The 21443-nt window shown below is 72.6% G+C and carries 20 protein-coding genes; 14 read left to right on the plus strand and 6 right to left on the minus strand.

Going from position 1 to position 21443, the window contains the following annotated elements:
• Window positions 1-73 precede the first annotated feature (73 nt).
• From BMW99_RS07180 to BMW99_RS07205, 6 genes are all read left to right on the plus strand, one after another.
• A complete protein-coding gene (locus tag BMW99_RS07180) occupies window positions 74-1432 on the plus strand; it encodes an efflux RND transporter periplasmic adaptor subunit (protein WP_075016464.1) in 1359 nt (452 codons plus the stop codon).
• Entirely contained in the window at window positions 1429-2331 is a 903-nt protein-coding gene (locus BMW99_RS07185) for an ABC transporter ATP-binding protein (protein WP_079175966.1), read from the plus strand. Before BMW99_RS07180 ends, BMW99_RS07185 begins: the two co-directional genes overlap by 4 nt.
• Before the next feature lie 2 nt (window positions 2332-2333).
• The gene (locus BMW99_RS07190; protein ID WP_075016442.1) at window positions 2334-3545 is read left to right on the plus strand and encodes an ABC transporter permease; all 1212 of its coding nucleotides are present in this window, start codon (window positions 2334-2336) and stop codon (window positions 3543-3545) included.
• 65 nt (window positions 3546-3610) lie between these two features.
• The gene (locus BMW99_RS41220) at window positions 3611-4408 is read left to right on the plus strand and encodes a hypothetical protein (protein WP_177226061.1); all 798 of its coding nucleotides are present in this window, start codon (window positions 3611-3613) and stop codon (window positions 4406-4408) included.
• A 173-nt stretch (window positions 4409-4581) separates the two neighbouring features.
• Window positions 4582-5325 (plus strand): response regulator transcription factor, encoded by a 744-nt coding sequence (locus tag BMW99_RS07200; protein ID WP_075016444.1) that lies wholly within the window; start codon window positions 4582-4584, stop codon window positions 5323-5325.
• A gap of 48 nt (window positions 5326-5373) precedes the next feature.
• A complete protein-coding gene (locus BMW99_RS07205) occupies window positions 5374-6954 on the plus strand; it encodes a sensor histidine kinase (RefSeq protein ID WP_245791257.1) in 1581 nt (526 codons plus the stop codon).
• 31 nt (window positions 6955-6985) lie between these two features.
• Here the strand turns inward: BMW99_RS07205 and BMW99_RS07210 are convergent, their stop codons facing one another.
• On the minus strand, window positions 6986-7762 hold the full coding sequence (locus BMW99_RS07210) for an SDR family oxidoreductase (RefSeq protein ID WP_069463433.1): 777 nt from the start codon (window positions 7760-7762) through the stop codon (window positions 6986-6988).
• Between the two features lie 174 nt (window positions 7763-7936).
• Here BMW99_RS07210 and BMW99_RS07215 point away from each other — a divergent pair, with 174 nt between their 5' ends.
• Both BMW99_RS07215 and BMW99_RS07220 read left to right on the plus strand, forming a co-directional pair.
• Complete coding sequence (locus tag BMW99_RS07215; protein ID WP_069463432.1) at window positions 7937-8848, plus strand: helix-turn-helix transcriptional regulator; 912 nt, start codon at window positions 7937-7939, stop codon at window positions 8846-8848.
• Window positions 8849-8959: 111 nt separating this feature from the next.
• Window positions 8960-10927, plus strand: a complete 1968-nt coding sequence (locus tag BMW99_RS07220) for a SpoIIE family protein phosphatase (protein ID WP_069463431.1) — start codon at window positions 8960-8962, stop codon at window positions 10925-10927.
• A 62-nt stretch (window positions 10928-10989) separates the two neighbouring features.
• On the opposite strand, the gene BMW99_RS07225 is transcribed toward BMW99_RS07220, so the two are convergent.
• Complete coding sequence (locus tag BMW99_RS07225) at window positions 10990-11748, minus strand: SDR family NAD(P)-dependent oxidoreductase (RefSeq protein WP_069463430.1); 759 nt, start codon at window positions 11746-11748, stop codon at window positions 10990-10992.
• 245 nt (window positions 11749-11993) lie between these two features.
• Between BMW99_RS07225 and BMW99_RS07230 the strand changes: the two genes are divergently transcribed.
• Both BMW99_RS07230 and dacB read left to right on the plus strand, forming a co-directional pair.
• The gene (locus BMW99_RS07230; RefSeq protein WP_069463429.1) at window positions 11994-12557 is read left to right on the plus strand and encodes an RICIN domain-containing protein; all 564 of its coding nucleotides are present in this window, start codon (window positions 11994-11996) and stop codon (window positions 12555-12557) included.
• A gap of 254 nt (window positions 12558-12811) precedes the next feature.
• Window positions 12812-14404 (plus strand): D-alanyl-D-alanine carboxypeptidase/D-alanyl-D-alanine endopeptidase, encoded by a 1593-nt coding sequence (gene dacB, locus BMW99_RS07235; RefSeq protein ID WP_079175967.1) that lies wholly within the window; start codon window positions 12812-12814, stop codon window positions 14402-14404.
• Between the two features lie 65 nt (window positions 14405-14469).
• Here the strand turns inward: dacB and BMW99_RS07240 are convergent, their stop codons facing one another.
• A complete protein-coding gene (locus BMW99_RS07240; RefSeq protein WP_069466387.1) occupies window positions 14470-16170 on the minus strand; it encodes an FG-GAP repeat domain-containing protein in 1701 nt (566 codons plus the stop codon).
• A 211-nt stretch (window positions 16171-16381) separates the two neighbouring features.
• Here BMW99_RS07240 and BMW99_RS07245 point away from each other — a divergent pair, with 211 nt between their 5' ends.
• The 3 genes from BMW99_RS07245 (at window position 16382) to BMW99_RS07255 (ending at window position 18368) form a co-directional block, all read left to right on the plus strand.
• Window positions 16382-17035: a GNAT family N-acetyltransferase gene (locus BMW99_RS07245; RefSeq protein WP_245791259.1), complete on the plus strand. Its 654-nt coding sequence runs from the start codon at window positions 16382-16384 to the stop codon at window positions 17033-17035.
• A gap of 197 nt (window positions 17036-17232) precedes the next feature.
• The gene (locus BMW99_RS07250) at window positions 17233-18096 is read left to right on the plus strand and encodes a helix-turn-helix domain-containing protein (protein ID WP_069466385.1); all 864 of its coding nucleotides are present in this window, start codon (window positions 17233-17235) and stop codon (window positions 18094-18096) included.
• Window positions 18093-18368, plus strand: coding sequence for a DUF397 domain-containing protein (locus tag BMW99_RS07255; RefSeq protein WP_069466384.1), 276 nt, complete (start codon window positions 18093-18095; stop codon window positions 18366-18368). Before BMW99_RS07250 ends, BMW99_RS07255 begins: the two co-directional genes overlap by 4 nt.
• Here BMW99_RS07255 and BMW99_RS07260 read toward each other — a convergent pair.
• Window positions 18355-18720, minus strand: coding sequence for a hypothetical protein (locus tag BMW99_RS07260; RefSeq protein ID WP_069466383.1), 366 nt, complete (start codon window positions 18718-18720; stop codon window positions 18355-18357). The two genes, BMW99_RS07255 and BMW99_RS07260, sit on opposite strands and share 14 nt — an antisense overlap.
• Window positions 18721-18838: 118 nt before the next feature.
• Window positions 18839-19732 (minus strand): chitosanase, encoded by an 894-nt coding sequence (locus tag BMW99_RS07265; RefSeq protein ID WP_075016446.1) that lies wholly within the window; start codon window positions 19730-19732, stop codon window positions 18839-18841.
• A gap of 152 nt (window positions 19733-19884) precedes the next feature.
• On the opposite strand from BMW99_RS07265, the gene BMW99_RS07270 reads away from it, so the two are divergent.
• Window positions 19885-20103, plus strand: coding sequence for a DUF2277 domain-containing protein (locus tag BMW99_RS07270; RefSeq protein ID WP_079175968.1), 219 nt, complete (start codon window positions 19885-19887; stop codon window positions 20101-20103).
• A gap of 284 nt (window positions 20104-20387) precedes the next feature.
• Here the strand turns inward: BMW99_RS07270 and BMW99_RS07275 are convergent, their stop codons facing one another.
• Window positions 20388-21233, minus strand: coding sequence for a tetratricopeptide repeat protein (locus BMW99_RS07275; RefSeq protein WP_069464939.1), 846 nt, complete (start codon window positions 21231-21233; stop codon window positions 20388-20390).
• Window positions 21234-21443: the final 210 nt, after the last annotated feature.

Raw genomic sequence — 21443 nt, forward strand, 5'->3', positions numbered from 1 at the left:
GGTGTTCCGGCTCCCAGCGAACTCCCAGGTTTCTCCCAGGGGATCAAAGGCCTGGGCGGCGAGTATGCGCGGCATGAAGGTGCTTCCACGGCGGCGCAGGGCCGTCCTGATCAACTCGGTGCTCGGCGTGGTGGTCCTCGCGGGCGCCGGCGGTGCCTACGCGGCCGTGCACAGCGGCGACAGCAAGTCCTCGGCGGGCAGCGGCACCGCGCGGGTGGCGACCGTCACCAAGGGCACCGTGCTGGCCACCGTGTCCGGCTCGGGCTCGCTGACCTCGCCGAGCGACGCCGGCCTGAACTTCACGACCGGCGGCACGCTCACCGAGGTCTACGTCAAGCCCGGTGACACGGTGAAGAAGGGCCAGGTGCTGGCCAAGGTCGACCCGACGCAGGCGAAGGAGACGCTGCAGGAGGACGAGGCGTCGCTGACCTCCGCGCAGGCGAACCTGACGAAGGTCGAGGAGGGCGAGGTGCCCGCCTCCACCGGTTCCTCCGGCTCCAGCAGCTCCTCCGGCGGCCGCGGCGCCGCCGCGACGCCCACCCCGAGCCCCACCCCGACCGTGGACCCGGCGCAGCTCGCGCAGGCCCAGGCGCAGCTGACCCAGGCGCAGAACGCGGTCGACGCCGCGCAGCGCGCGGTCGACGGCTGCACGCTGACCGCCCCGGTGGGCGGCACGGTCGCCTCGGTGTCCTCCGCGAAGGGCGACACAGTCTCCGGCACGTCGGGCTCGGGCAGCGGCTCCGGCGGCTCGTCCGGCGGGTCCGGCGCGAACAGCTCCTCGTCGTCGTCCTCGTCGTCCTCGTCCTCCTCCACGCCGTCCGGCTTCATCGTCCTGACGAACCCCACGGGGATGCAGGTCAAGGCGGACTTCTCGGAGACCGACGCGCTGAAGATCAAGGCCGGCCAGGCGGCCACCGTCTCGCTGAACGCCGAGTCCGGCACCAGCCTCAACGCGAAGGTCCTGTCGATCAGTTCGCTGCCGGTGAGCAGCGGCTCCGGCTCGGGTGGCGGGTCGGGCTCGTCGGGCAGCGCCGTGCAGTACGAGGCGACGCTGACCATCACCAGCAGCACCGCGAATCTGCGGACCGGGCTGAGCGCGAGCATCCAGGTCGTCACCGGTGAGGCGTCCGGCGCGCTGAGCGTGCCGACCGCCGCGGTCTCCGGGACCGGCGCGAGCCGCACGGTGCTGGTCGTCGGCAAGGACGGCTCCACCACCCGCACCGACGTCACCGTCGGCGTCGAGGGCGACAGCACGGACCAGATCACCAGCGGCCTGACCGAGGGCCAGCAGGTGCAGATCCCGACGGTCGCCTCGTCCGGCAACGGCGGCTTCCCGAGCGGGTCGTTCCCCGGCGGCCTCGGCACCGGCGGCGGCAGGGGATTCGGCGGCACCGGCGCCCGCGGCTTCGGCGGCGGGGGTGCCGGGCGATGAAGCAGCTCCTGAGGGGGCGGCTGGGCCGTGACGGGACCGGCGGCCACCGGGTCGGCGATCCCGTCACGGCCGCCGCGGAGGAGAGCCCCTGGGGCCCCTCCCCGGTGATCGAGGTGCGGTCGCTGCTGAAGACGTACGGGCACGGCGACGCGACCGTGCGCGCGCTCGGCGGCGAGGTGGACCCGGTCACCGGCGTCTCGCCCGGCGTGGACCTGGTGGTCGAGCAGGGCGACATGGTCGCCGTCATGGGCAGCTCCGGCTCCGGCAAGTCCACCCTGATGAACATCCTCGGCTGCCTCGACGTCCCCACCTCCGGCCGCTACCTGCTGGACGGCATCGACGTCGGCGGGCTCGACGAGCACCAGCTGTCGCTGGTCCGCAACCGCAAGATCGGCTTCGTCTTCCAGTCGTTCAACCTGGTGCCGCGCACGACCGCGCTGGCCCAGGTGGAGCTCCCGCTCGCCTACGCCGGGGTGAAGGCCGCCGAGCGGCGCCGCCGGGCCCGGGCCGCGCTGGAGCTGGTCGGCCTCGGCGACCGCGTCGACCACCGGCCCAACGAGCTGTCCGGCGGCCAGCAGCAGCGCGTGGCGGTGGCCCGCGCGCTGGTCACCGCGCCGGCGATGCTGCTCGCCGACGAGCCGACCGGCAACCTCGACAGCCACAGCACCGAGGACGTGCTGGCGATCATCGACCGGCTCAACGCGTCCGGCCGCACCGTCGTCCTGATCACCCACGAGGACGAGGTGGCCCGGCATGCCAAGCGCGTGCTGCGGCTCGTCGACGGCCAGGTCGTCGCGGACGTCCGGCAGGCACCGGTGGACGGACCGCCGCCCGCGCTGAGCGACCCCGCGGTGTTCGCGGCCCATGCCCCGCACGCCCTGACGAGCGGAGGCTCCTGACCATGAACCCCTTCGAGACCCTGCGGTTCGCCGTCGGGGGGCTGGCCGCGAACAAGGTCCGCTCGGGCCTGACCATGCTCGGCGTGCTCATCGGCGTGGCCGCGGTGATCATCCTGCTGGCGGTCGGCAACGGCTCGTCGCAGGCGGTCAAGGACTCCATCGAGAAGCTCGGCACCAACGCCCTGACGGTGTCCTCCGGCGGCGGCTTCGGCGGCCAGTCCACCGCGACCAGCACCAAGCCGCTGACCGTGGACGACGCGCGGGCGCTGGCCGATCCGGCCTCGGCGCCCGACGTCGAGTCGGTGGCGCCCGAGGTGACCACGTCGCAGACGGCGCTGTACGACGGGACCTCGCACAGCGTGAACCAGGTCGTCGGCACCTACCCGGCGTACTTCAAGGCGTCCAACAGCAAGGTCGCCAAGGGCGACTACTTCAGCGCCGACGACGTGCTCAACTCCCGCAAGGTGGCGGTGATCGGCTCGACCACGGCCACGGACCTGTTCGGGACGGCGAGCCCGGTCGGCAGGAAGATCGTCGTCGGCGGCACCCCGTTCACCGTCGTCGGCGTGCTGGAGACCAAGGGCGGCACCGGCTTCCAGGACCCGGACGACACGGTGATCGCGCCGCTGCCGACCGTGCAGAACGCCTTCACCGGCTTCGGCCCGATCAGCCAGATCCTCGTCGAGGCGAAGTCCGCGGACGCCACCACGCCCGCGCAGAACGAGATCACCACGGTGCTGATGTCCCAGCACGGCATCAAGGACTCCAGCGCGCTGGACTTCCGGGTGAGCAGCCAGGCGTCCCTGCTGACCACCCAGGCGTCCACGAACAAGACGTTCACCGTGCTGCTGGGCGCGGTCGCCGCGATCTCGCTGCTCGTCGGCGGGATCGGCATCACCAACATCATGCTCGTCACGGTCACCGAGCGGACCCGGGAGATCGGCATCCGCAAGGCGATCGGCGCGCCCAAGGGCGTCATCCTCGGGCAGTTCCTCGCCGAGTCGACGCTGCTGTCCCTGGTCGGCGGCGGGCTGGGGGTGGTCGGCGGGCTGGTCGGTTCGCGGTTCACCATCGTCGGCATCACCCCCGTGGTCATCCCGCAGTCGGTGGTGTGGGCGTTCGTCATCGCGGTCGCCATCGGCCTGTTCTTCGGCAGCTACCCGGCCAACCGCGCGGCGAGCCTGCGGCCCATCGAGGCCCTGCGGCACGAGTGAGAACGCCGACCGACATGCAGCAGCACAAGCGACAGACGCGACAGACGGACAAGGGAGAAGCGGAGATGGCGCGACGCCGAGGCGAGCTGGTCAAGGCAGCCGCCGACACGGATCTGCTGGTCCCGGAACCCGGCACGATCGAGATCTTCGAGGGGCCCGGCGAGATCGTGCACGGCCCGGGCGGGGTGCCGGCCCAGCGGCCCGAGGACGTCCTCGCGGAGCCGCCGGACAGCCGGGACATCTCGGCGGAACTGGCCGCACCGCCGCGGCGCAAGCTGCCGTGGATGACGCTGGTGCTGTCGGCGTGCGTCGTCGCGGCGGCCGCGTTCGCGGGCGGCGCGCTGGTGGAGAAGAACCACCTGAACGGCTCGTCGGGCACCGGCCGCGGCTCCTTCCCGGCGGCCGCCGGGAACCGCACCGCCGGCGGCACCGGCACCGGCCGGACCTTCGGCGGCTACGGCGGTTTCGGCGGTGGGGGCACGGGCCGGACCGGGGCGGGCACAGGGACGGGCGCGGGGACGGGCGCGGCCCCGGGCGCCGGCGGCGGCACCGGACTGCCGGGCGGCGCGGGCGGTTCCGGGGTGACCGTCGGCACGGTCAAGCTGGTCGACGGCAACACGATCTACGTCACCGACGCCCAGGGCAACATCGTCAAGGTCACCACCGGCAAGTCCACCAAGGTCACGGAGAACAAGGACGGCAAGGTCTCCGACCTGCAGCCGGGCCAGAGCGTGACCGTCCGCGGCGACGCGGGTTCGAACGGCGACATCGCCGCGACCACCGTCACCCAGGGCGCCGCCACCGGCTTCGGCGGGTTCGGGGGCTTCGGCGGCGGGGGCGCGGGCGGCACCGGCGGGAACTGACACCTCCGGGCTTCACAGCAACAGGCCGTACCGTGCGCAGCGGGGGCCCCGACCGGTGGTCGGGACCCCCGCGCACCCCGTTCCGCCCCCCCCGATCCCCCCACCCCCCCCCCCCCCCCCCCGCCGTACCGCACCCGCAGCACCGGCCGCCCCTCGCAGGCCAGGAGGACGCCATGAACACGCCCGAGGCCAGCCTGCTGGTCGTCGACGACGAACCCAACATCCGCGAACTGCTCTCCGCGTCCCTGCGGTTCGTCGGTTTCAAGGTGGTGTCGGCGGCGACCGGCGCCGACGCGCTCGCCGCGGTCGCCCGCGAGCGGCCCGACCTGGTGGTGCTGGACGTGATGCTGCCGGACATGACGGGCTTCGCCGTCGTCAGGCGGCTGCGCGAGGAGACCGGCCCGCTCGGCCGCCCGGGCGCGGGGCCCGACGACCGGCTGCCGGTGCTCTTCCTCACCGCCAAGGACGGCGTGGAGGACAAGATCAGCGGCCTGACGGCCGGCGGCGACGACTACGTGACGAAGCCGTTCAGCCTGGAGGAGCTGATCGCCAGGATCCGGGCGATCCTGCGCCGCACCGGCGGGCCCACGGGCGACGGCCGGCTGGTCGCCGGCGACCTGGAGCTCGATCCGGTCGGCCACCAGGTGACGCGCGGCGGCCGCCAGGTGTCGCTGTCCCCGACCGAGTTCAAGCTGCTCGCCTACCTGATGACCAACGCCGACCGGGTGGTCTCCAAGCTGCAGATCCTCGACCACGTGTGGGCGTACGACTTCGGTGGCGACCTGAGCATCGTCGAGTCGTACATCTCCTACGTGCGGCGCAAGGTCGACTCCGGGACGGCCGGCGCGCCCAAGCTCATCCACACCGTGCGGGGCGTCGGCTACGTGCTGCGCCGTCCCGCGCCCGCACAGGGCTGATCCGGCGTGCGGCCCCCTCGCCCGACCCGGTTCCCCCGCGATCCGCGCGTGCGGCGGTTCCTGCGCGCGGCGCGGGCCCTGCGCCCGTCCGCGCTGTCGCTGCGCTCCCGGCTGGTGCTGCTGTCCCTCGCGCTGGTGCTGCTGGGCCTCGCGGTCAGCGACACCGTGGTGCTGGGGTCGGTGCGCAACCAGATGGTCAGCCGCGTCGACCAGCAGATGGAGCGCTTCGGCCGCCCGCTCGCGCAGCGCCTGGACACCGAGGGCACACCCCCGCCGCGGTCCGGACGGCCCGGCGGCAGCGGTGCCCGCGCCTGGCTGCCCAGCCAGTACGTGGTGGCGTTCGCGGCGTCCGACGGCACGATCTCCGAGCAGTTCCGGCAGCCCGTCGCCGCCAACGACCCGCAGCCGCTGTGGCCGACGATGGACGCCGACGCACTGCGGGCGCACCTGAACAAGCCGTTCGACGTGGCCAGCGACCACGGCGGCGGGAGCTGGCGGGTGCTGATCGTCCCGGCCGGGGGTGACGCCCGGCGGTCCGGCGGCGGCAACGCCGTCGTCCAGGCGGGCCAGGCCCCGCCGGCCGGCGTGGTGGTCGCCGCGTCGCTGGACGACGTGTCGACCACCTCGAACCGGCTCAGCACCGCGTTCCTGCTGATCGGCGGGCTGGTGGTGGTGCTGCTGGGCGTCGCGGGCTGGTTCGCGGTGCGGGCCGGGCTGCGGCCGCTGCGCCGGATCGAGGAGACGGCCGCCGAGATCGCCGCCGGCCGCCCGCTGTCCCACCGCATGCCGGAGGCGTCGCCGCGCACCGAGCCGGGCCGGCTGTCCACCGCGCTCAACAGCATGCTCGCGCAGATCGAGTCGGCGTTCGCGGCCCGCGCGGAGTCCGAGGGGCAGATGCGGCGGTTCGTCGCCGACGCCAGCCACGAGCTGCGCACCCCGCTGGCCGGCATCCGCGGCTTCGCCGAGCTGTACCGGATGGGCGCGCTGGCCGACGAGGCCGACGTGAAGCGCACCATGGCGCGGATCGAGAACGAGGCGGTGCGCCTGGGCGGCATCGTCGAGGACCTGCTGACCCTGGTGAGGATGGACGAGCAGCGGCCGGTGCAGGTGGCGCCGATGGACCTGCGCACCCTCGCCGTCGACGCGCTGCACGACACCACCGCGCTGGACCCGACCCGCACGGTCGTCCTCACCGGACCCGGCGGACCGGGCACGGTGCCGGGGCCGGCGCACGTCCTCGGGGACGAGGCGCGGCTGCGCCAGGTCGTGGCCAACCTCGTCGGCAACGCCGTCGCCCACACCCCGCCGGGCACGGCGGTGCGGATCGGCGTCGGCACCCGCGACGGCCACGGCGTGCTGGAGGTGGCCGACAGCGGTCCGGGTCTCACGCCCGAGCAGGCCGCCCGGGTCTTCGAGCGCTTCTACCGCGTCGACGCCTCGCGCAGCCGCCACCGGGGCGGCGGTGCGGGCCTCGGCCTGTCGATCGTGGCCGCGCTGGTCACCGCGCATCACGGCCACGTCGAGCTGGACACGCTGCCCGGCAGGGGCGCGACGTTCCGCGTCCGGCTGCCGTCGGCCCGGCAGCCGGTCCAGGAGAGCCAGGAGGGACCGGAGAGCCAGGAGGGCTGAACGGTCCCGTCGGGCGGGCCGGCCCTCCCGGTCAGGACGGCTGGGCCGTCGGCATGATCGTGACCTGCTGGAGGTTCGCGCGCGGCGGCAGCGACGCGAGGAAGCCGATCGTGTCGGCGACGTCGCCCGGCGTGAGCCACTCGATGACGCCCTTGGAGCCTTCCAGCCAGTCGATGGCGCCCTGGTCGGTGACGTGGTCCTGCAGCTCGGTGCCGACGATGCCCGGCTCGATCGCCGAGACGCGGACGTTCTTCGGGCCCAGCTCCACGCGCAGGTGGCGGGACAGGTGCGTGACGAACGCCTTGGTGCCGGAGTAGACCGCGAAGTTGGGGAAGATGTTCTGGGCCGCGATCGACGAGGTGTTGATCAGGTCGGCGACGCCGCGCTCGGTCCCGGCCTTCACCAGCTGCGGGACGAACGCGCCGACGGTGTTCATCAGGCCGGTGATGTTCAGGTCGATCTGGTGCTGCCACTGGTCGGTGGCCAGCTCCTCGACGGGCGCGGGCAGCATGACGCCGGCGTTGTTGAGCAGCAGGTCGGCGCCGCCGTGCTCGGCCGCCACCTGGTCGGCGGCCGCCTGCAGGGCCGCCGTGTCGGTCACGTCGGCGGTGACCGCGGTGGCGCTGCCGCCGTCCTTCTCGATGCGGGCGACCAGGTCGGCCAGCCGGTCGGCCCGCCGGGCCAGGACGTAGACGTGCGCGCCGAGCGCGGCCAGCTTCTCTGCGGACGCCTCGCCGATGCCGCTGGAGGCACCGGTGATGACCGCGACGCGGCCCTGGAGCGGCTGAGCGGAGTTCTGCGTGGACATGGAGTGCACCTTCCGGACGAGGAAGCCGATGTGCCGCCGGGCAGCCCCGGGCACCTTTCCAGCACACCAGGCGGGAGGCCCCGTCAGGACGCCATAACTGGCCCCCCTCGGGCTGGTACTGGCAGGGCCACTTTCGCGGAGGACAGCCCGCCGCGGGGTCGCCACACTGGAGGGGTGGACCGCAGCAAGGAGATCGCCGACTTCCTCCGCTCCCGACGTGCCGCGATCACCCCGGACCAGGCGGGGCTGGACGCCGACGGACGGGTGCGCCGCGTGCCCGGACTGCGCCGGGACGAGGTGGCCCGGCTCGCCGGGGTGAGCACCGAGTACTACACGCGCCTGGAACAGGGGCGCGCCGGCCATCCGTCGACGGAGGTCGTGGAGGCCCTGTGCACCACGCTCCAGCTCGACGCGTCCGAGCGCGAGCACCTCACGGACCTGCTGATCCCGGGCCCCCAGTCCGCGCGGCGCGCGCCAGCCCGGCCGCAGCGGGTCCGGCCGGGCCTGTACCTGATGCTGGACACCCTCAGCCACGTGCCGGCGTTCATCACCGGGCGGCGCTGCGACGTGCTGGCCGCCAACCAGCTGGCGAAGGCCGTGCTCACCGACTTCGACGCGCTGCCGGCGAACCGGCGCAACCTGGCGCGCTACCTGCTGCTCGACCCGCGGGCCCGCGAGACGGTGGGCGACTGGGAGAAGATCGCCGGGGAGACCGTCGCCATGCTGCGGCTGGAGGCAGGCCGCTACCCGGGCGACCGCCAGCTCGCCGACCTCGTCGGCGAACTCACCCTCCAGTCACCGGAGTTCTCGCGCTGGTGGAACGACCACCGGGTGCTGCGCCGCACCCACGGCGCGAAGCACTACGTGCACCCGGTCGTCGGGGAGATCCACTTCCACTACGAGTCCTTCCAGGTCCCCGGCGACTCCGAGCAGACCCTGTGCGTCTACAACGTCGAACCCGGCTCGGCGAGCGAGGAGGCCCTCGCCCTCCTCCGCAGCTGGACGGCCCCCGAGCCCATCGGGCCGGACGCGGGCAGGGCGCCGGACGCGGGTGCGGACGCCTCGCGGGGGCCGTTCCCGCGCTGAGGCGGCACGCGCTCCCGCGCTGAGGCGGCGCGCTCCCGCGCTGAGGATGTGCGGGGCATGCGCGACCATGGAGGGACAGGGCCGCCGCCCGGCGGCGCCCGGGAGGCGCGGATGGAGACCTCGCAGGAACTCCTCGCAGGTGCGGGCCCGGCCGCCGTGCTGACGACGGACGGTTCGGTGGTCGGCCTGAACGACGCGATGGCCGAGGCGCTGGGCCGTTCGCAGGAGCAGTGCCTCGGGCAGCGCTTCGGCGAGCTGTGGCCGGAGGGCCAGCGGATGTCGGCCAGGAGCCTGGTCGCGCACGCGGTCACCGAGAAGACGGTGGCGATGAGGGTGCTGGACTTCCCCGGGGCGCCCAGCGCGTCCCTGGTCGAGCTGATCGAGGCGCGGCGGGTGCGGGTCGGCGAGGACGGCAGCCGCCGGGTGTGGGTGCACGCGCTGGACACCCACAAGGACATGGCGAGCCTGCTGATCCCGTTCCGGCTGGCCGCGGCGGCCGCCCACGTCGGCCTGTGGATGTACTCCTCCGCCGACGCCACCCTGGAGTGGCTCGGCGGCGAACCGGGCGTGGGCGCCCTCTTCCCTGATCCGACGATGTCCCTGGCGAGCATGGCGGCGGCCGTGGAACCCGACGACCGGGACACGCTGCTGCGGCTGATGGGGACGCCCACGGCCCGGTCCTCATGGGAGCGGGTGCGCTATCGCACCGAGCACGACGGCTGGCACCAACTGGCCGTGCAGACCCGCCGGACCCGGCTCGGGTACGGCGGACCCGAGGCCACGTTCGGGGTGGTCCGCGACGACACCAAGGAGGTCCGGCGCAAGGAGCGCCGGCAGGCGGCCCTGCTCGCCGAGCGGCAACGGTCCGCGGAAGTGGCCGAGTTCTCCTCCGCGCTGATCACGGCGGGGACCGAGCAGCAGTTGCGGCAGGTGGTGCTGACCCGGCTCGCGGCCGCTTTCGGCGCGGCCGGCTCGCTGCTCGCCCTGGTCGACGAGGACCGCCTGAGCATCTCCAGCGATGCCGGGATCGGACTGCTCGAGGTCGATCTCCTCGACGGCATGCCGCTGGACGATCCGAGTCCCGTGCCCGAGGCGATCCGCACCGGTCGCTCGCTGTTCATCGCCGACCTGCGGGACTTCACCCGCAGGTGGCCGCGCGCGGCCGAACTGCCCGAACTCACCCGGCTCGGCGCCGGCTACGCCTTCTCGATCACCCCGCTCGGCGAGGCGGGCAACCCGCCGCTGGGCGCCTTCCTGATGGCCTACGACGGTGGGCGCCTGCCGTCCCAGGGCGAGCGGACGGTCATCGGCACGCTGGCGGACCTGGCCGGCCAGGCGCTGCGGCGCATCAGGCTGCAGCACGCGCGGGTCCAGCTGTCGGTGGCGCTGCAGCGGGCCATGCTCCCCGAACTCCCCGAGCACCTCGCCGGCCTGGAGGTCGCCGCCCGCTACCGGCCGAGCCAGTTCGGCCTGGACATCGGCGGGGACTGGTACGACGCCTTCGAGTTGGCGGACGGCACCGTCGCCCTGGAGATCGGCGACGTCCAGGGCCACGACGTGGACGCCGCCGCGTTCATGGGGCAGGTGCAGCTGTCGATGCGCGCCATCGCGGACCGGGAAGGCGATCCGGGGACCGTGCTGACGCGCACCAACCAGCTGCTGGTCGCCCGCGACGACCCGCGCTTCGCCAGCTGCACCATGCTGCGGATCGATCCGCGCACCGGGCGCGTCACCGGCACCAGCGCCGGGCACGTGCCCCTGCTCCAGGTGCGCCAGGACGGCAGCCACACCGTGCACGTGCTGCCGGGAGGCCCGGTCCTGGGCATCCTGCCCGACGCCGAGTACGGCGAGGAGACCTTCACCCTGGACGAGGACGCCGCGCTGGTGATGGTCACCGACGGCCTGGTCGAGGGCCCGGGACTCACCCTGGAGGACGGGCTCGCCCGGGCCGGGACCCTGGCCGCGGGCGCCCTGCGCGACGGCCTGGACGCCGAGCACACCGCCGACCGCGTCCTCACCGCGGCCGCGGGCGTCGACCACGCCGACGACATGACCGTCCTGATCGTCCGCCGCGGCTGACGGCGGCTGACGGCGGCTGACGGCGGCTGACCGCGCGGCCGGGCAGGCCGCCGGCGTCCGGCCTACGGGAAGAAGCGGCCCGAACTCGGGTGGTCCTGGGCGGCGTCGACGCAGACGTTGGTGCCGCTGATGCCGCTCGCCCGGGGGGAGAGGACGAAGCAGGCCGTGTCGGCGACCTCCTGGAGGGTGACCAGGCGGCCGCGGGGGAAGTCCTCGCGGGTGAAACGGGCGAAGTCCTCGGGGCGGTTGTCGCGGACCCAGGCCCAGCCGCCGCCCTCGAACTCCACCGACCCCGGGCTCAGCGCGTTGACGCGGATGTTCCGCGGCCCCAACTCCTGGGCCAGCGTGGCCGCCAGGTGGATCTCCGCGGCCTTCGCCACCGCGTACGACGAACGCGGGCCCGGCTTCCACCCGGTGATCGACGCGATGATCAACGCGGCGCCGCCGCCGCCTTGTTCGAAGTGCGGCACGGCCCGGCGGATCGCGTGGGCGGCGTGTCCGGCGTTCAGCGCGAACGTGTCGGCCCAGTCCTGCGGTGTCGACTCCAGCAGCCCGCCGCCGAACGACCCGCCGGCGTTCGCCACCAGCAGGTCGAGCCCGCCGAGCCGCTCGGCCGCCTCGTCCACGGCGCGCCCGAGCTGCTCCGGGTCCTGCACGTCCGCCTGGACGCCCAGCACCCCGCACTTCGCGAGGCGTTCCGCGTCCCGCCCGCACACCACGACCCGCGCGCCCTCGGCCACCAGCGCCTCGGCGATCGCCAGCCCGATTCCGTGGCTGCCGCCGGTCACGAACGCGGCCTTCCCCTCCAGCCCAAGATCCATGGGGCCCACCGTCTCACCGGCCCGCCCGCCGTTTCAAGATCCGGCCGGCCGCCTCTCGCCACCCTCGGGAGCGCGCGGCATGACCGGGCGGCCGGGCGGGCGGCCGGTGAACCGCCGGAACCACCCGAATGCGCCGGGCGCCACGGCGGCTCCCGCCCACCAGGCATGACTACTCTCTGTGCTCGTCCGACCGCATATGGCTCCGGCATGTGCGGTACACAGTCATGAGACTCGGAGGAATGCGCATGAGGACGTCCAAGCGTTTCGCGATGGGGCTGGGGGCCGTCGCCCTCGGCGGGGCGATGGCGTCGGGCTCGTTCAGCCCGGCCGCCGCCGACAGCGCCGCCGGTGCGGCGCCGCGCGCGGTCATCGCCCAGCAGCTCACGCTGCGGCTGGCGAGCGACCCGGGGCAGCTGGCGAACGTGCGCGGTGCGTCGAAGGCCGACGGCGCGCCGATCATCCAGTACCCGTGGAGCGGCACGGCCAACGAGCGCTGGGAGGCGGACTCGGCGCTCGGCGGCTACTACCGGTTCAAGTCGGTCGACAGCGGCAAGTGCATCAACGTCCAGGGCGGCGGCAGCGCCAACGGCACCCCGGTCATCCAGTACACCTGCGGCAGCTCCGACAACGAGCTGTGGAAGTTCGTCCCCACCGGCATCGGCTACCAGGTCGTCGCCAAGTCCAGCGGGAAGTGCCTCAATGTCGCGGGCGGCGTCGGGGTGGGCAACGCGCTCATCCAGTACGACTGCGTCGCGGGCGGCGCCGCCAACGACGTGTGGCTCCCCGTCTGGGAACCCGTCACCGTCTGACCCCCCCCCGCCCCCGTGCCGGACCCGCCGTGCGTCCCCCGGACGCCACCGGCGCCCGGGGGAGCCGCTGCTCGGCCGCCCGGATGAAGTTCGCCGCCGGGACTGACGGGGCGTCATCCGATCACCCCATATGCCCGGTTCGCGTCCTTACGATGCGGCCAGAAGCGCCTGGCGGGACCCGGCTCGTGCGAGCCGGGTCCCGCGCGCCGGCTCCTTCGACCCGGGAATCCTGGACTCCAGATGCGGCGGAACGTATGCGACTGATGACCCGTGCCCGGCTGTGCGCCTGGGCCGCTGCCGGAACGACCCTCCTGGCCCTCGCGGGCACGGCCGCCGCCGGACCGCCGGCCGCCGCGCACGACGACGATCTCGGGCCCGCCATCGAGGCGATCATGCACAAGCCCGGCTACGAGCACGCGCAGTGGGGCGTGCTGGAGTCGGACCCGGTCGGCGGCAGGGTCATCCACTCCCAGTTCGCGGACCAGTACTTCATCCCGGGTTCGACCACCAAGCTCGCCACGATCTCCACCGCCCTCACCACCCTGGGCTGGAACCACCGCTTCACCACCCCCGTGCGGGCGACCGGCCACCGCACCGGCCCGACGCTGCACGGCGACCTCGCGCTGGTCGCGCAGGGCGACCTCACCATGGGCGGAAGGACCAGGCCCGACGGCACGGTCGACTACACCGACATCGACCACACCGAGGCCGCGCTCCCCGGCGCCACCCTCACCCCCGAGAACCCGCTCGCCGGCATCAACCGGATCGCCGCGCAGATCCGCGCCTCCGGCATCCGCCGAGTGGACGGCAACGTGATCATCGACCCGCGGCTGTTCACACCCCCGGCGCTGAGCCCGCAGCCCGTGCCGATGATCCTCAACGACAACCTCATCGACCTGCTCAGCACCCCGACCACGCCCGGACGGCCGGCCAAGCTGTTCTGGCGGCCCCAGGTCGCGCCCTACCAGGTCACCTCCGGCGTGCGCACCGTCGCGAGCGGCGGGACCACCGCCATCACCGTGACCACCTCGCCCGACGGCACGAAGATCCACCTCTCCGGCACCATCGCGGCCGGCGCGCAGCCGCTGCTGAAGGTCTCCCCGATCCAGGACCCCAACGCCTTCGCCCGCACCGCGCTGATCGAGGCGCTGGCCCGCGCCGGCGTCACCGTCACGGCCCCGCCCACCGGCCCCAACCCGCAGAACCGGCTGCCCGCCTCCTACGGCGGCGACCCGCGCGTGGCCGCGTACGTCTCCCCGCCGTACAGCCAGTACGCCAAGCTGATCCTCAAGGTCAGCCACAACCTCGGCGCCAACCTGGCCCTGTGCAACATGGCCGTCGAGATCGGCAGCAGGAACTGCTTCGACGCGTTCCCGGTCGAGCGTGACTTCCTCGCACGCGTCGCGGACATCGACCCGGGCCAGTTCCAGCTCTCCGACGGCCGCGGCGGCACGGCGGCCGACCGGATCACCCCGCGCGCCCTCGTCGAGATCCTCGACTACTGGCTGCGCACCCCGCGCGCCACGGACTTCCGGCTGCTGCTGCCGATCCTCGGCGTCAACGGCTCCAACGCCATCTCCTGCACCACCGACTGCCCGGCCAAGGGCAAGGTGTTCGCCAAGCCCGGCACCATCATCGGCGACGACCTGCTCAACCAGCAGCTCGAAGTCGCCGCCCAGAACGAGGCCGGCTACCTGAAGACCGACGACGGCCGTCTGCTGACCTTCTTCGTCGGCGTCAACGGCGCGAGCAGCCCCAGCCTCGACGCGTTCCTCAGCATCTTCAACGACGTCAACCAGATCACCGCGCTCCTGCAGGAGCAGGCCTCGGCGCCCTGGCGCCGGTAGGCCGCGCCGGACGCGCGGCGGGCCGCACCCCAGCAGAAAAGGTGCGGCCCGCCGTCGTGTTCGGGTCAGAACATCAGGTTGTAGGTGTTCCAGCCGGCGCCGATCTTGGTGCGCGCCGAGTACGGGGTGGTGGCGTTGCCGGTCCCCTGGTACAGCCACAGCGTGCCGGCGGAGTCGCGCGCGACGAGGTCCGTCTTCCCGTCGGAGGAGAGATCGCCGGGCGCGAGCAGCACGGTGTAGATGTTCCAGCCGGTGCCGACCTTGACCCGAGCCGCGTAGGGGGCGGCCGCGTTGCCGGTGCCCTTGTACAGCCACAGGACGCCGGAGGTGTCGGTGGCGAGGAGATCGGCCTTGCCGTCACCCGTCAGGTCACCGGCCCCGGTCAGCGTCTTGTAGATGTTCCAGCCCGCGCCGATCTTCGTGCGGGTCGCGAACTGCGCGGTGGTGCTGGACGTGCCCTTGTACAGCCACAGCGTGCCGGAGGTGTCGCGGGCGACGAGGTCCGCCCGTCCGTCACCGCTCAGGTCCCGCGCGCCGACGATGCTGGTGTAGATGTTCCAGCCCGCGCCGACCTTGTCGCGCGGCTGGTAGATGTCCCAGTAGTGGGTGCCGGTCCCGCGGTAGTACCAGAGGGTGCCGCCGGTGTCCCGGGCGACGGCGTCACCGGTGCCGTGCTCGGTGACCGCGGACAGCGCGGTGGCGGCGTTGTAGTTCTGCCAGCCGTCCTGGAAGTAGTCAGCGGGGCGGAACGGGGTGGTCGCCGTTCCCGTGCCGTCGTAAAAGTGCACGTCTCCCGCCGAGGCCCGCCCGAAGATGCGGTAGCGCTCGGTCACCGGGGTCGGGCTGAGGACCTGGAAGGTGCTGGTCGTCTCGGGGTTGCTGCTGCCGTAGTCGACCACCTGGAGCGTGGCGTCCGCGACGAGCTTCCACGCCTCGACGTCGGGCCCCGAGGTGAGCGTGTACGTGATGGTGTAGTCGCCCGCGGGCAGGTCGCACCACGCCCCGCCCAATGACCCGGTGGTGTGGGTGCAGGCCCCGGCCGGGCCGCCGTCGACCGCCGTCACGTCGACGTCCACCTCGTTCTGGTCCATCCACCGTTCGTCGAGGCTGGGTTCGAGGGTCACGTCCAGGTGCGCGGGATCGGCGGCGTGAACGTGCACCGTGTGCACCGTCGACGAGCTCAGCGGCACGTCCGGGGTGGTGAGTTGGACGGTGCTCTTGGCGACCTCGTCCGGCGTCAGGACGGTGATGACGGCCGCGGTCTGCCCGTCTTCCGAGGGTGCGGCCGTGCCGGCCATCTCCGCTGCCTTGATCGCAGTGGCCAGGCTGGTGCCGCGTGCTGCGTATGCGGCGCCGACGTACGCGGTGGTGTGGTTCGCGGCGCTGGTGGCGGCCTTGACGCTCGGTGAGTCCAGCGGGTTGTCCTCGGTGACCGGGCAGGTGTAGACGCCCGGCGTTCCCGAGTACGCCGTGCAGGTGGTGCCGGAGATCGACGCACTCAGACCGGTCGGCAGGCCGCCGCCGGCCCACGTGGCGTCGGTCAGGGGGTTCTTGCTGAACACGTAGACCGCGGTGCCGTCGGCGATGCCGCCCGCGCCGCCGGTCACCTCTGAGCTGTATCCGGGGCCCAGCGTCTGGTCGCGAACGTACGGGAGGAACGGTGACGCGGCACTCGCGTTTCCGGCTCCCGCGAGGGTGCCGGCGGCCAGGGCCGCGGTGACCGCGCAGGCGGCCGTGAGTCTCAGGGCACGCGACTGTCTGGGCATGGTGCTGTCCCCCCACAGGACGGCGGCATCTGCTGCCGTGGCAGCGCACGGAACCCCCCGGCGCATCGACAACATATCTCCCACCCGTGACGCCGGAGCCGGCGCGGCGCCTTCGCGTAAGAGGCTCTTGGTGTAGGGGTGTTTTACTCACTGGCGACGAGGTAATACTCGAAATGCTATTGTGACTATTACTCAGCCGTGGATGCGGCACGTGCGACGGGGGGACGCGATGCTGGCGCACGCGGTCAGGACGTGGGTGGCGGGCTGGGCGGTGTCGCGGCGGACACCGCCTCCGGTCGAGAAGCCGTGGGGGCTCTACGTCGACGTGGCCGGCAACCCCGCCGAAGTGGGACGCCACGTCCTCCCGGAGACCGAGGAGTCCCTGGTCCGCCGCGCGGCCGCCTCCGTCACCGCCCCGCGGACGTGGATGAAGATGCCCGCCGAGCCCGGGGGCATCGAGGCCTGGATGCCGCCGGACTGGGCCGTGGCGTGGGACCGCACCGGCCATCTGATGGCCACCGACCTGACGCCCACCGCGCCCCGCACGCCCGGGGGTTACGCCGTGGCCGTCGACCACCGCGACGGCGTCGTCCACGTCCGGGTGCGGGACGCGGCGGGCCGGCCGGCGGCCCGGGGACAGGCCGCGATCGTCGGAGACGCCGCCGTGGTGGACCAGGTGGTGACCGAGGAGGCCCACCGCCGCCTCGGCCTGGGCCGCGTGGTGATGCGCACGCTCGCCGACCAGGCCGTCGACCGCGGCGCCGGTACGGGGATCCTCGTCGCGACGGACGCGGGCCGCGCGCTGTACGAGACGCTCGGCTGGAAGAAGCACGCCACGCTCGCCGAGTGCATCTACCGCCCCTGAAGGGCCAGTTGACGGTTCGCGGCAGCACCCACCGGCCCCAGGCGAAACAATCACGCGTGCATTTTCCTCTGGTATACCCGCACACCTCCCGTCCCCCGCTCTAGCCTGGCGATCAGGAACGACCACGGACGGTCGTCAACCGGGCACGTGCCGTGTGTGGTTGGCGTCGTCCCGAACCACGACGAGGTGGGGACGGCATGACGGAAGAGGGTCGGCTGGCCGGAGAGCCCGAAGAGGACGACGACATGGAGTTGGACGACGACTCCACGAACGGACTGCTCCGCAGCTTCGGCCGCCAGGTCCAGGCGCTGCGCGTCCGGCGCGGCCTGTCGAAGGCGGAACTGGGCTCCGCGCTCAACTACAGCGAGAGCCAGATCGGTTCGATCGAGATCGGCCGCCGCGTGATGCAGCCGGACGTCATCGACCGCGCCGACGAGGTCTTAGACGCCGGAGGCGTCCTCGTCGCCATGAAGGAGCAGGTCGAACGCGCGGGCTTCCCCAAGTTCTTCCGCGACGCGCGGAAGTACGAAAGTCGGGCGGTGGAGTTGCACGCGTACGACACGCAGGTCATCAACGGGCTTCTGCAGACGGAGGATTACGCCCGGACGGTGCTGCGGATGCGAAGGCCGCGGACGCGCGGTGACGTCATCGAGCAGCAGGTTCTCTCCAGGCTGGCTCGGCAGGACATCTTCGAGCGGAACCCGCTGCCGGACATGAGCTTCGTCTTGGAGGAGGCGGCATTAAGGCGCTCGTTCGCCAACCCGGCAATGATCCAGGCGCAGTGGCAACATCTGCTGGACGTAGGCCGCGAAAGTCTCGCGGAGATCCAGATCATGCCCACCAACTGTGCAGAGCATGCTGGCTTGAACGGAGCGTTCTCTCTCATGGAGACCGAAGACGGACGACGGGTCGGCTACGTCGAAGTTCAGGATGTGAGCCGTCTCCACACGCATCGAAAGCGCGTCCGCGAGCTCGATCTAAAATATGGGATCATCCGCGCGCAGGCTCTGCCGCCCAGCGCGTCGCTGGATCTCATTGAGCAACTGCTAGGAGAGCGATGAACGTTGACCTGGCCCAGCTGGACTGGCGCAAGAGCTCGTACAGCGGTGACAGTGGCGGGCAGTGCGTCGAAGTCGCCATCGCCTGGCGCAAGTCGAGCTACAGCGGCGACAACGGCGGTCAGTGCGTCGAGATAGCCACCTGCCCCGGCACCGTCCACGTGCGGGACTCGAAGGACCCGGCGGGTCCGGCGCTGGCGTTCACGCCGGACGCGTGGTCCGCGTTCGTCGGGTGGGCCGGGGAGGCCACTCCCGCCGCCCTCAGAGGTCAGTGATCTCGTCGGCGTAGACGCTGCTGAGCGGCTGCGGGCCCACGTACTGCTGGCAGTTGCAGGTGCCGGGCTCGAAGCGGATCGGCTTGCGGTCGGCGTCCCACGCCGACGGCACCTCGACGACCTCGTGGCACTTGCCCTGCTTGTCGTGCTTGGCGAGGTGGTGGGTGCAGCCGCACACCGGCTCGGGCGGGCGGTTGGCCGCGTCCAGTGCCCGGCGCTCCTCGCGCTGGGCCTCCAGGACCTGCATCTTGTGCTTGTGCCGGGTACGGAACGCCCCGCGGACCGTCTCCGTCACCGACGAGAACCCGCCCACCGCGAAAAGGGCGATCAACCACCACATCCAGCCGCTCATCGGCCTGCTCCCCCTGACACATCCGTACACGTCTGCTGGGGCCAGGGTAGACCGAGGGCCCGCCGCCGCGCCCCCAGGCTGCGGCGGCGGGCCCTCCTCGCGGGTGGCTCGCGGTGCGTTACGGCAGGGTCAGGATCTGGTACGAGTCGCCGTAGGTCTTCCACTTCAGCGGCGGGTCGAGGTTGAGGTTGCCCGCGTTGAGGAACACGCGCTGCTCGGTGTCGACGCGGCTGGTGTCGTCGTGCGCGTCCTCGGTCTTCATCGCGGCCTTGCGGGCGTCGAGGAAGGCGTTGAGGTAGGTGGTCTCGTTGCCGCCCTGCGCCGGGGTCTTGGCCTTCTTCATCGCGGTCTTGCGGATGCCGCCGAAGCTCACCGGGTCGTCGCCGGGGCCGTGCATCACGATGGCGTCGTAGTAGATGAACTGGCCCAGCGTGCCGAGGCCGTCGGACTTGGCCTGGTTCACGGAGGGGTTGAAGTAGACGGAGTCGCGCTCGTCGTTCTGGGCCTGCTGGAAGACGGTGTCCTTGGCGGCGGTCTTCCACGCGCTCACGAAGGCGCTGCCGAGGCCGGAGTGCGAGTCCGAGCCGTTGACGTTCTCCAGCGCGGGAAGGTACTTCGCGAGGCCGTTGCCCGGCTCCATGTCCGTGTAGTGCTGGACGAGTTCGAGCATGTCGCCGGTGCCGGAGCAGAAGCCGATGATGCCGGCGGTGTAGCCGCGGCCGTCGCCGATGTCCTCGATGTACTTGTACTGCGCCTTCCAGTCCAGCGAGGAGTTCTCCGCGGAGGAGACGAGCTCCATCGCGATCTCCTTCTTGTGCGGGTCGGCGAGGCCCGCGCCGGACGCCTTCGGCGCGACGGCGGTGGAGGTGTGGGGGGCGGGCGCGGCGTTGCCGGTGCCGGCCAGGGCGAGCGAGCCGCCGCCGGCGGCGAGGACGCCGGCCGCGGCGATCACGGCTATCCGCCGGGAGGGGCGGCGCCGGTGCGTACGGGGGGCGTGGGGGGAAGAGTGCACGTGCGTCTCCGTTTCCGGCCGTCGGTCACACGGCCACTGCGGGAACTGCGGGAGCTCAGGCTCAGTGCTGCGTTAGGAAAGGTTCCTAACCAATGCGGAGTATTCAAGCACTGCGGGCCCCGCTCGCCAAGACCTCGCGCCACACTGGTCACATGTGCCGAAGCATCAAGACTCTGCGCCCGCCGATGACGCCGGAAGTCCACGACGAGGACATCACGGCTGCCGCGTTGCAGTACGTCCGCAAGATCTCCGGGTTCCGCGCGCCCGCCGCGCACAACAAGGAGGCGTTCGACGCGGCGGTGGCGGCGGTCGCCGCCGCCACCGCCGAACTCCTGGACAACCTCCAGGTCCGCGGGGTCGCTGCGCGCTGACGTCCCGGGCCGCCTTCCGGGGTGCCCCCGGGGCTGTTCCGGCGTGTGCCGCGCCGTCGTGGCTGGTCGCGTTGGGGGCACCTCCCGGCCGAAGGCTGGGGGACCCCGCGCCCCTGGTTTTCGTGCCGTCGGTAGGGGGGCGGGGCGGTCCGGGAGCGTCTGCTCGGAGATGTGGAATCGCGGCTGCTGACGTATCCGTGTCCAGGGGAGCGCACATTTCCTGCGGGGAGCGCTTCCTCCCCACCCCCTCACCCCAAGGACCCGGCGCCCGGGGGCGTGGCTGGTCAGGTGGTGGTGAGCCGGGCGAGGAGTGTCTGCGCCTCGACGGTGCGGTGGTGTTCGGGGCCGAACGTGGCCAGGCAGGCGTCGTGGGCCGCGGAAGCGGCGGCGTGGGCGTCGGCGGTGCGGCCCAGCCCCAAGAAGGCGTTGCCCATGATGAGTTCGACCGTGCCGGATTCCGGTCGGCGCAGGTCCTCGGTGAGCGTGCGGCGCAGCTCGTCGGCCCGCTCCGCCACCGCGAGGGCCTCGTCGTAGCGCTCCTGACCGTTCAGGCTGCGGGCCAGGCCGAGGAGGAGCACCAGGGCGAGCCGATCGACCCCGGCGCGACCGGGCCTGACCGGGCCGGCAAGGGTGTCACGGGCCAGTGCCTCGGCCTCCCGGTGACGGCCTTGCCCATTGAGCGCGTAGACCACCCCGTTCTGCGCGGCGGTCACTATGAGGGACATGGCCGGGCTTCTGCCTTGGGCCGCCGTGCGGGCGACGTCCGCACATTCCCGTTCGCACTCTGTATGTCGTGATAGGACGGCCAGAACCTGGCCCCGGTTGCAGCGCAGCGCCAGCGTTTCCGCGCTCTTGGCGCCGAAGACCTTCTCGAAGAACGGCACTGCCTCGTCGAAGACGGCGAGCGCCTCGACGTGGCGTCCCTGGGCGTTGACGGCCGCTGCGGTGAGGGACAGGGCGCCGGCCGTCTCCTTCCGAGACCGCGGCGCGGCCGAGAGCACTCCTCGCGCTCCTGCCTCCGCGTCCGCGTATCGTCCCGCCCACAAGTCGGCCCGCGCCTCGATCAGGGAGGGGCCTGTTGTCCGCTTCCTGCGGTCGTCAGTCCGGTCGTCCGACCGAAAGAGCTTCATGCGACGGAGCATAGAGAGCGTGCGGCCTTGCCTGCGTTGCAGGGCCGCGCGCTGACGTCCCCGGGCTCGGCTTCCGGGTTGCTCCCGGGCCGCCGACGCCGTGCTCCGCCCGGTGCGTGGTTGCTCGCGCAGTTCCTCGCGTCCCTGCGGGGCTCGGGCTGCCCCCGGGGCGCCGTTCCCGTCCGCCCTGCCGCCGTGGCCGAGACGAGA

The sequence above is a fragment of the Actinacidiphila rubida genome (genome assembly GCF_900110255.1).
In the GTDB taxonomy this organism is placed as follows: domain Bacteria; phylum Actinomycetota; class Actinomycetes; order Streptomycetales; family Streptomycetaceae; genus Actinacidiphila; species Actinacidiphila rubida.

Excerpts from the sequence above, each read along its gene's own strand:
- BMW99_RS07255 (WP_069466384.1), top strand. The coding sequence starts at position 18,093 with ATGAACGTTGACCTGGCCCAGCTGGACTGGCGCAAGAGCTCGTACAGC.
- BMW99_RS07210 (WP_069463433.1), bottom strand. The coding sequence starts at position 7,762 with ATGTCCACGCAGAACTCCGCTCAGCCGCTCCAGGGCCGCGTCGCGGTC.
- BMW99_RS07190 (WP_075016442.1), top strand. The coding sequence starts at position 2,334 with ATGAACCCCTTCGAGACCCTGCGGTTCGCCGTCGGGGGGCTGGCCGCG.
- BMW99_RS07240 (WP_069466387.1), bottom strand. The coding sequence starts at position 16,170 with ATGCCCAGACAGTCGCGTGCCCTGAGACTCACGGCCGCCTGCGCGGTC.
- BMW99_RS07225 (WP_069463430.1), bottom strand. The coding sequence starts at position 11,748 with ATGGATCTTGGGCTGGAGGGGAAGGCCGCGTTCGTGACCGGCGGCAGC.
- dacB (WP_079175967.1), top strand. The coding sequence starts at position 12,812 with ATGCGACTGATGACCCGTGCCCGGCTGTGCGCCTGGGCCGCTGCCGGA.
- BMW99_RS07260 (WP_069466383.1), bottom strand. The coding sequence starts at position 18,720 with ATGAGCGGCTGGATGTGGTGGTTGATCGCCCTTTTCGCGGTGGGCGGG.
- BMW99_RS07200 (WP_075016444.1), top strand. The coding sequence starts at position 4,582 with ATGAACACGCCCGAGGCCAGCCTGCTGGTCGTCGACGACGAACCCAAC.
- BMW99_RS07250 (WP_069466385.1), top strand. The coding sequence starts at position 17,233 with ATGACGGAAGAGGGTCGGCTGGCCGGAGAGCCCGAAGAGGACGACGAC.
- BMW99_RS07275 (WP_069464939.1), bottom strand. The coding sequence starts at position 21,233 with ATGAAGCTCTTTCGGTCGGACGACCGGACTGACGACCGCAGGAAGCGG.
- BMW99_RS07270 (WP_079175968.1), top strand. The coding sequence starts at position 19,885 with ATGTGCCGAAGCATCAAGACTCTGCGCCCGCCGATGACGCCGGAAGTC.
- BMW99_RS07185 (WP_079175966.1), top strand. The coding sequence starts at position 1,429 with ATGAAGCAGCTCCTGAGGGGGCGGCTGGGCCGTGACGGGACCGGCGGC.
- BMW99_RS07230 (WP_069463429.1), top strand. The coding sequence starts at position 11,994 with ATGAGGACGTCCAAGCGTTTCGCGATGGGGCTGGGGGCCGTCGCCCTC.
- BMW99_RS41220 (WP_177226061.1), top strand. The coding sequence starts at position 3,611 with ATGGCGCGACGCCGAGGCGAGCTGGTCAAGGCAGCCGCCGACACGGAT.
- BMW99_RS07220 (WP_069463431.1), top strand. The coding sequence starts at position 8,960 with ATGGAGACCTCGCAGGAACTCCTCGCAGGTGCGGGCCCGGCCGCCGTG.
- BMW99_RS07180 (WP_075016464.1), top strand. The coding sequence starts at position 74 with ATGAAGGTGCTTCCACGGCGGCGCAGGGCCGTCCTGATCAACTCGGTG.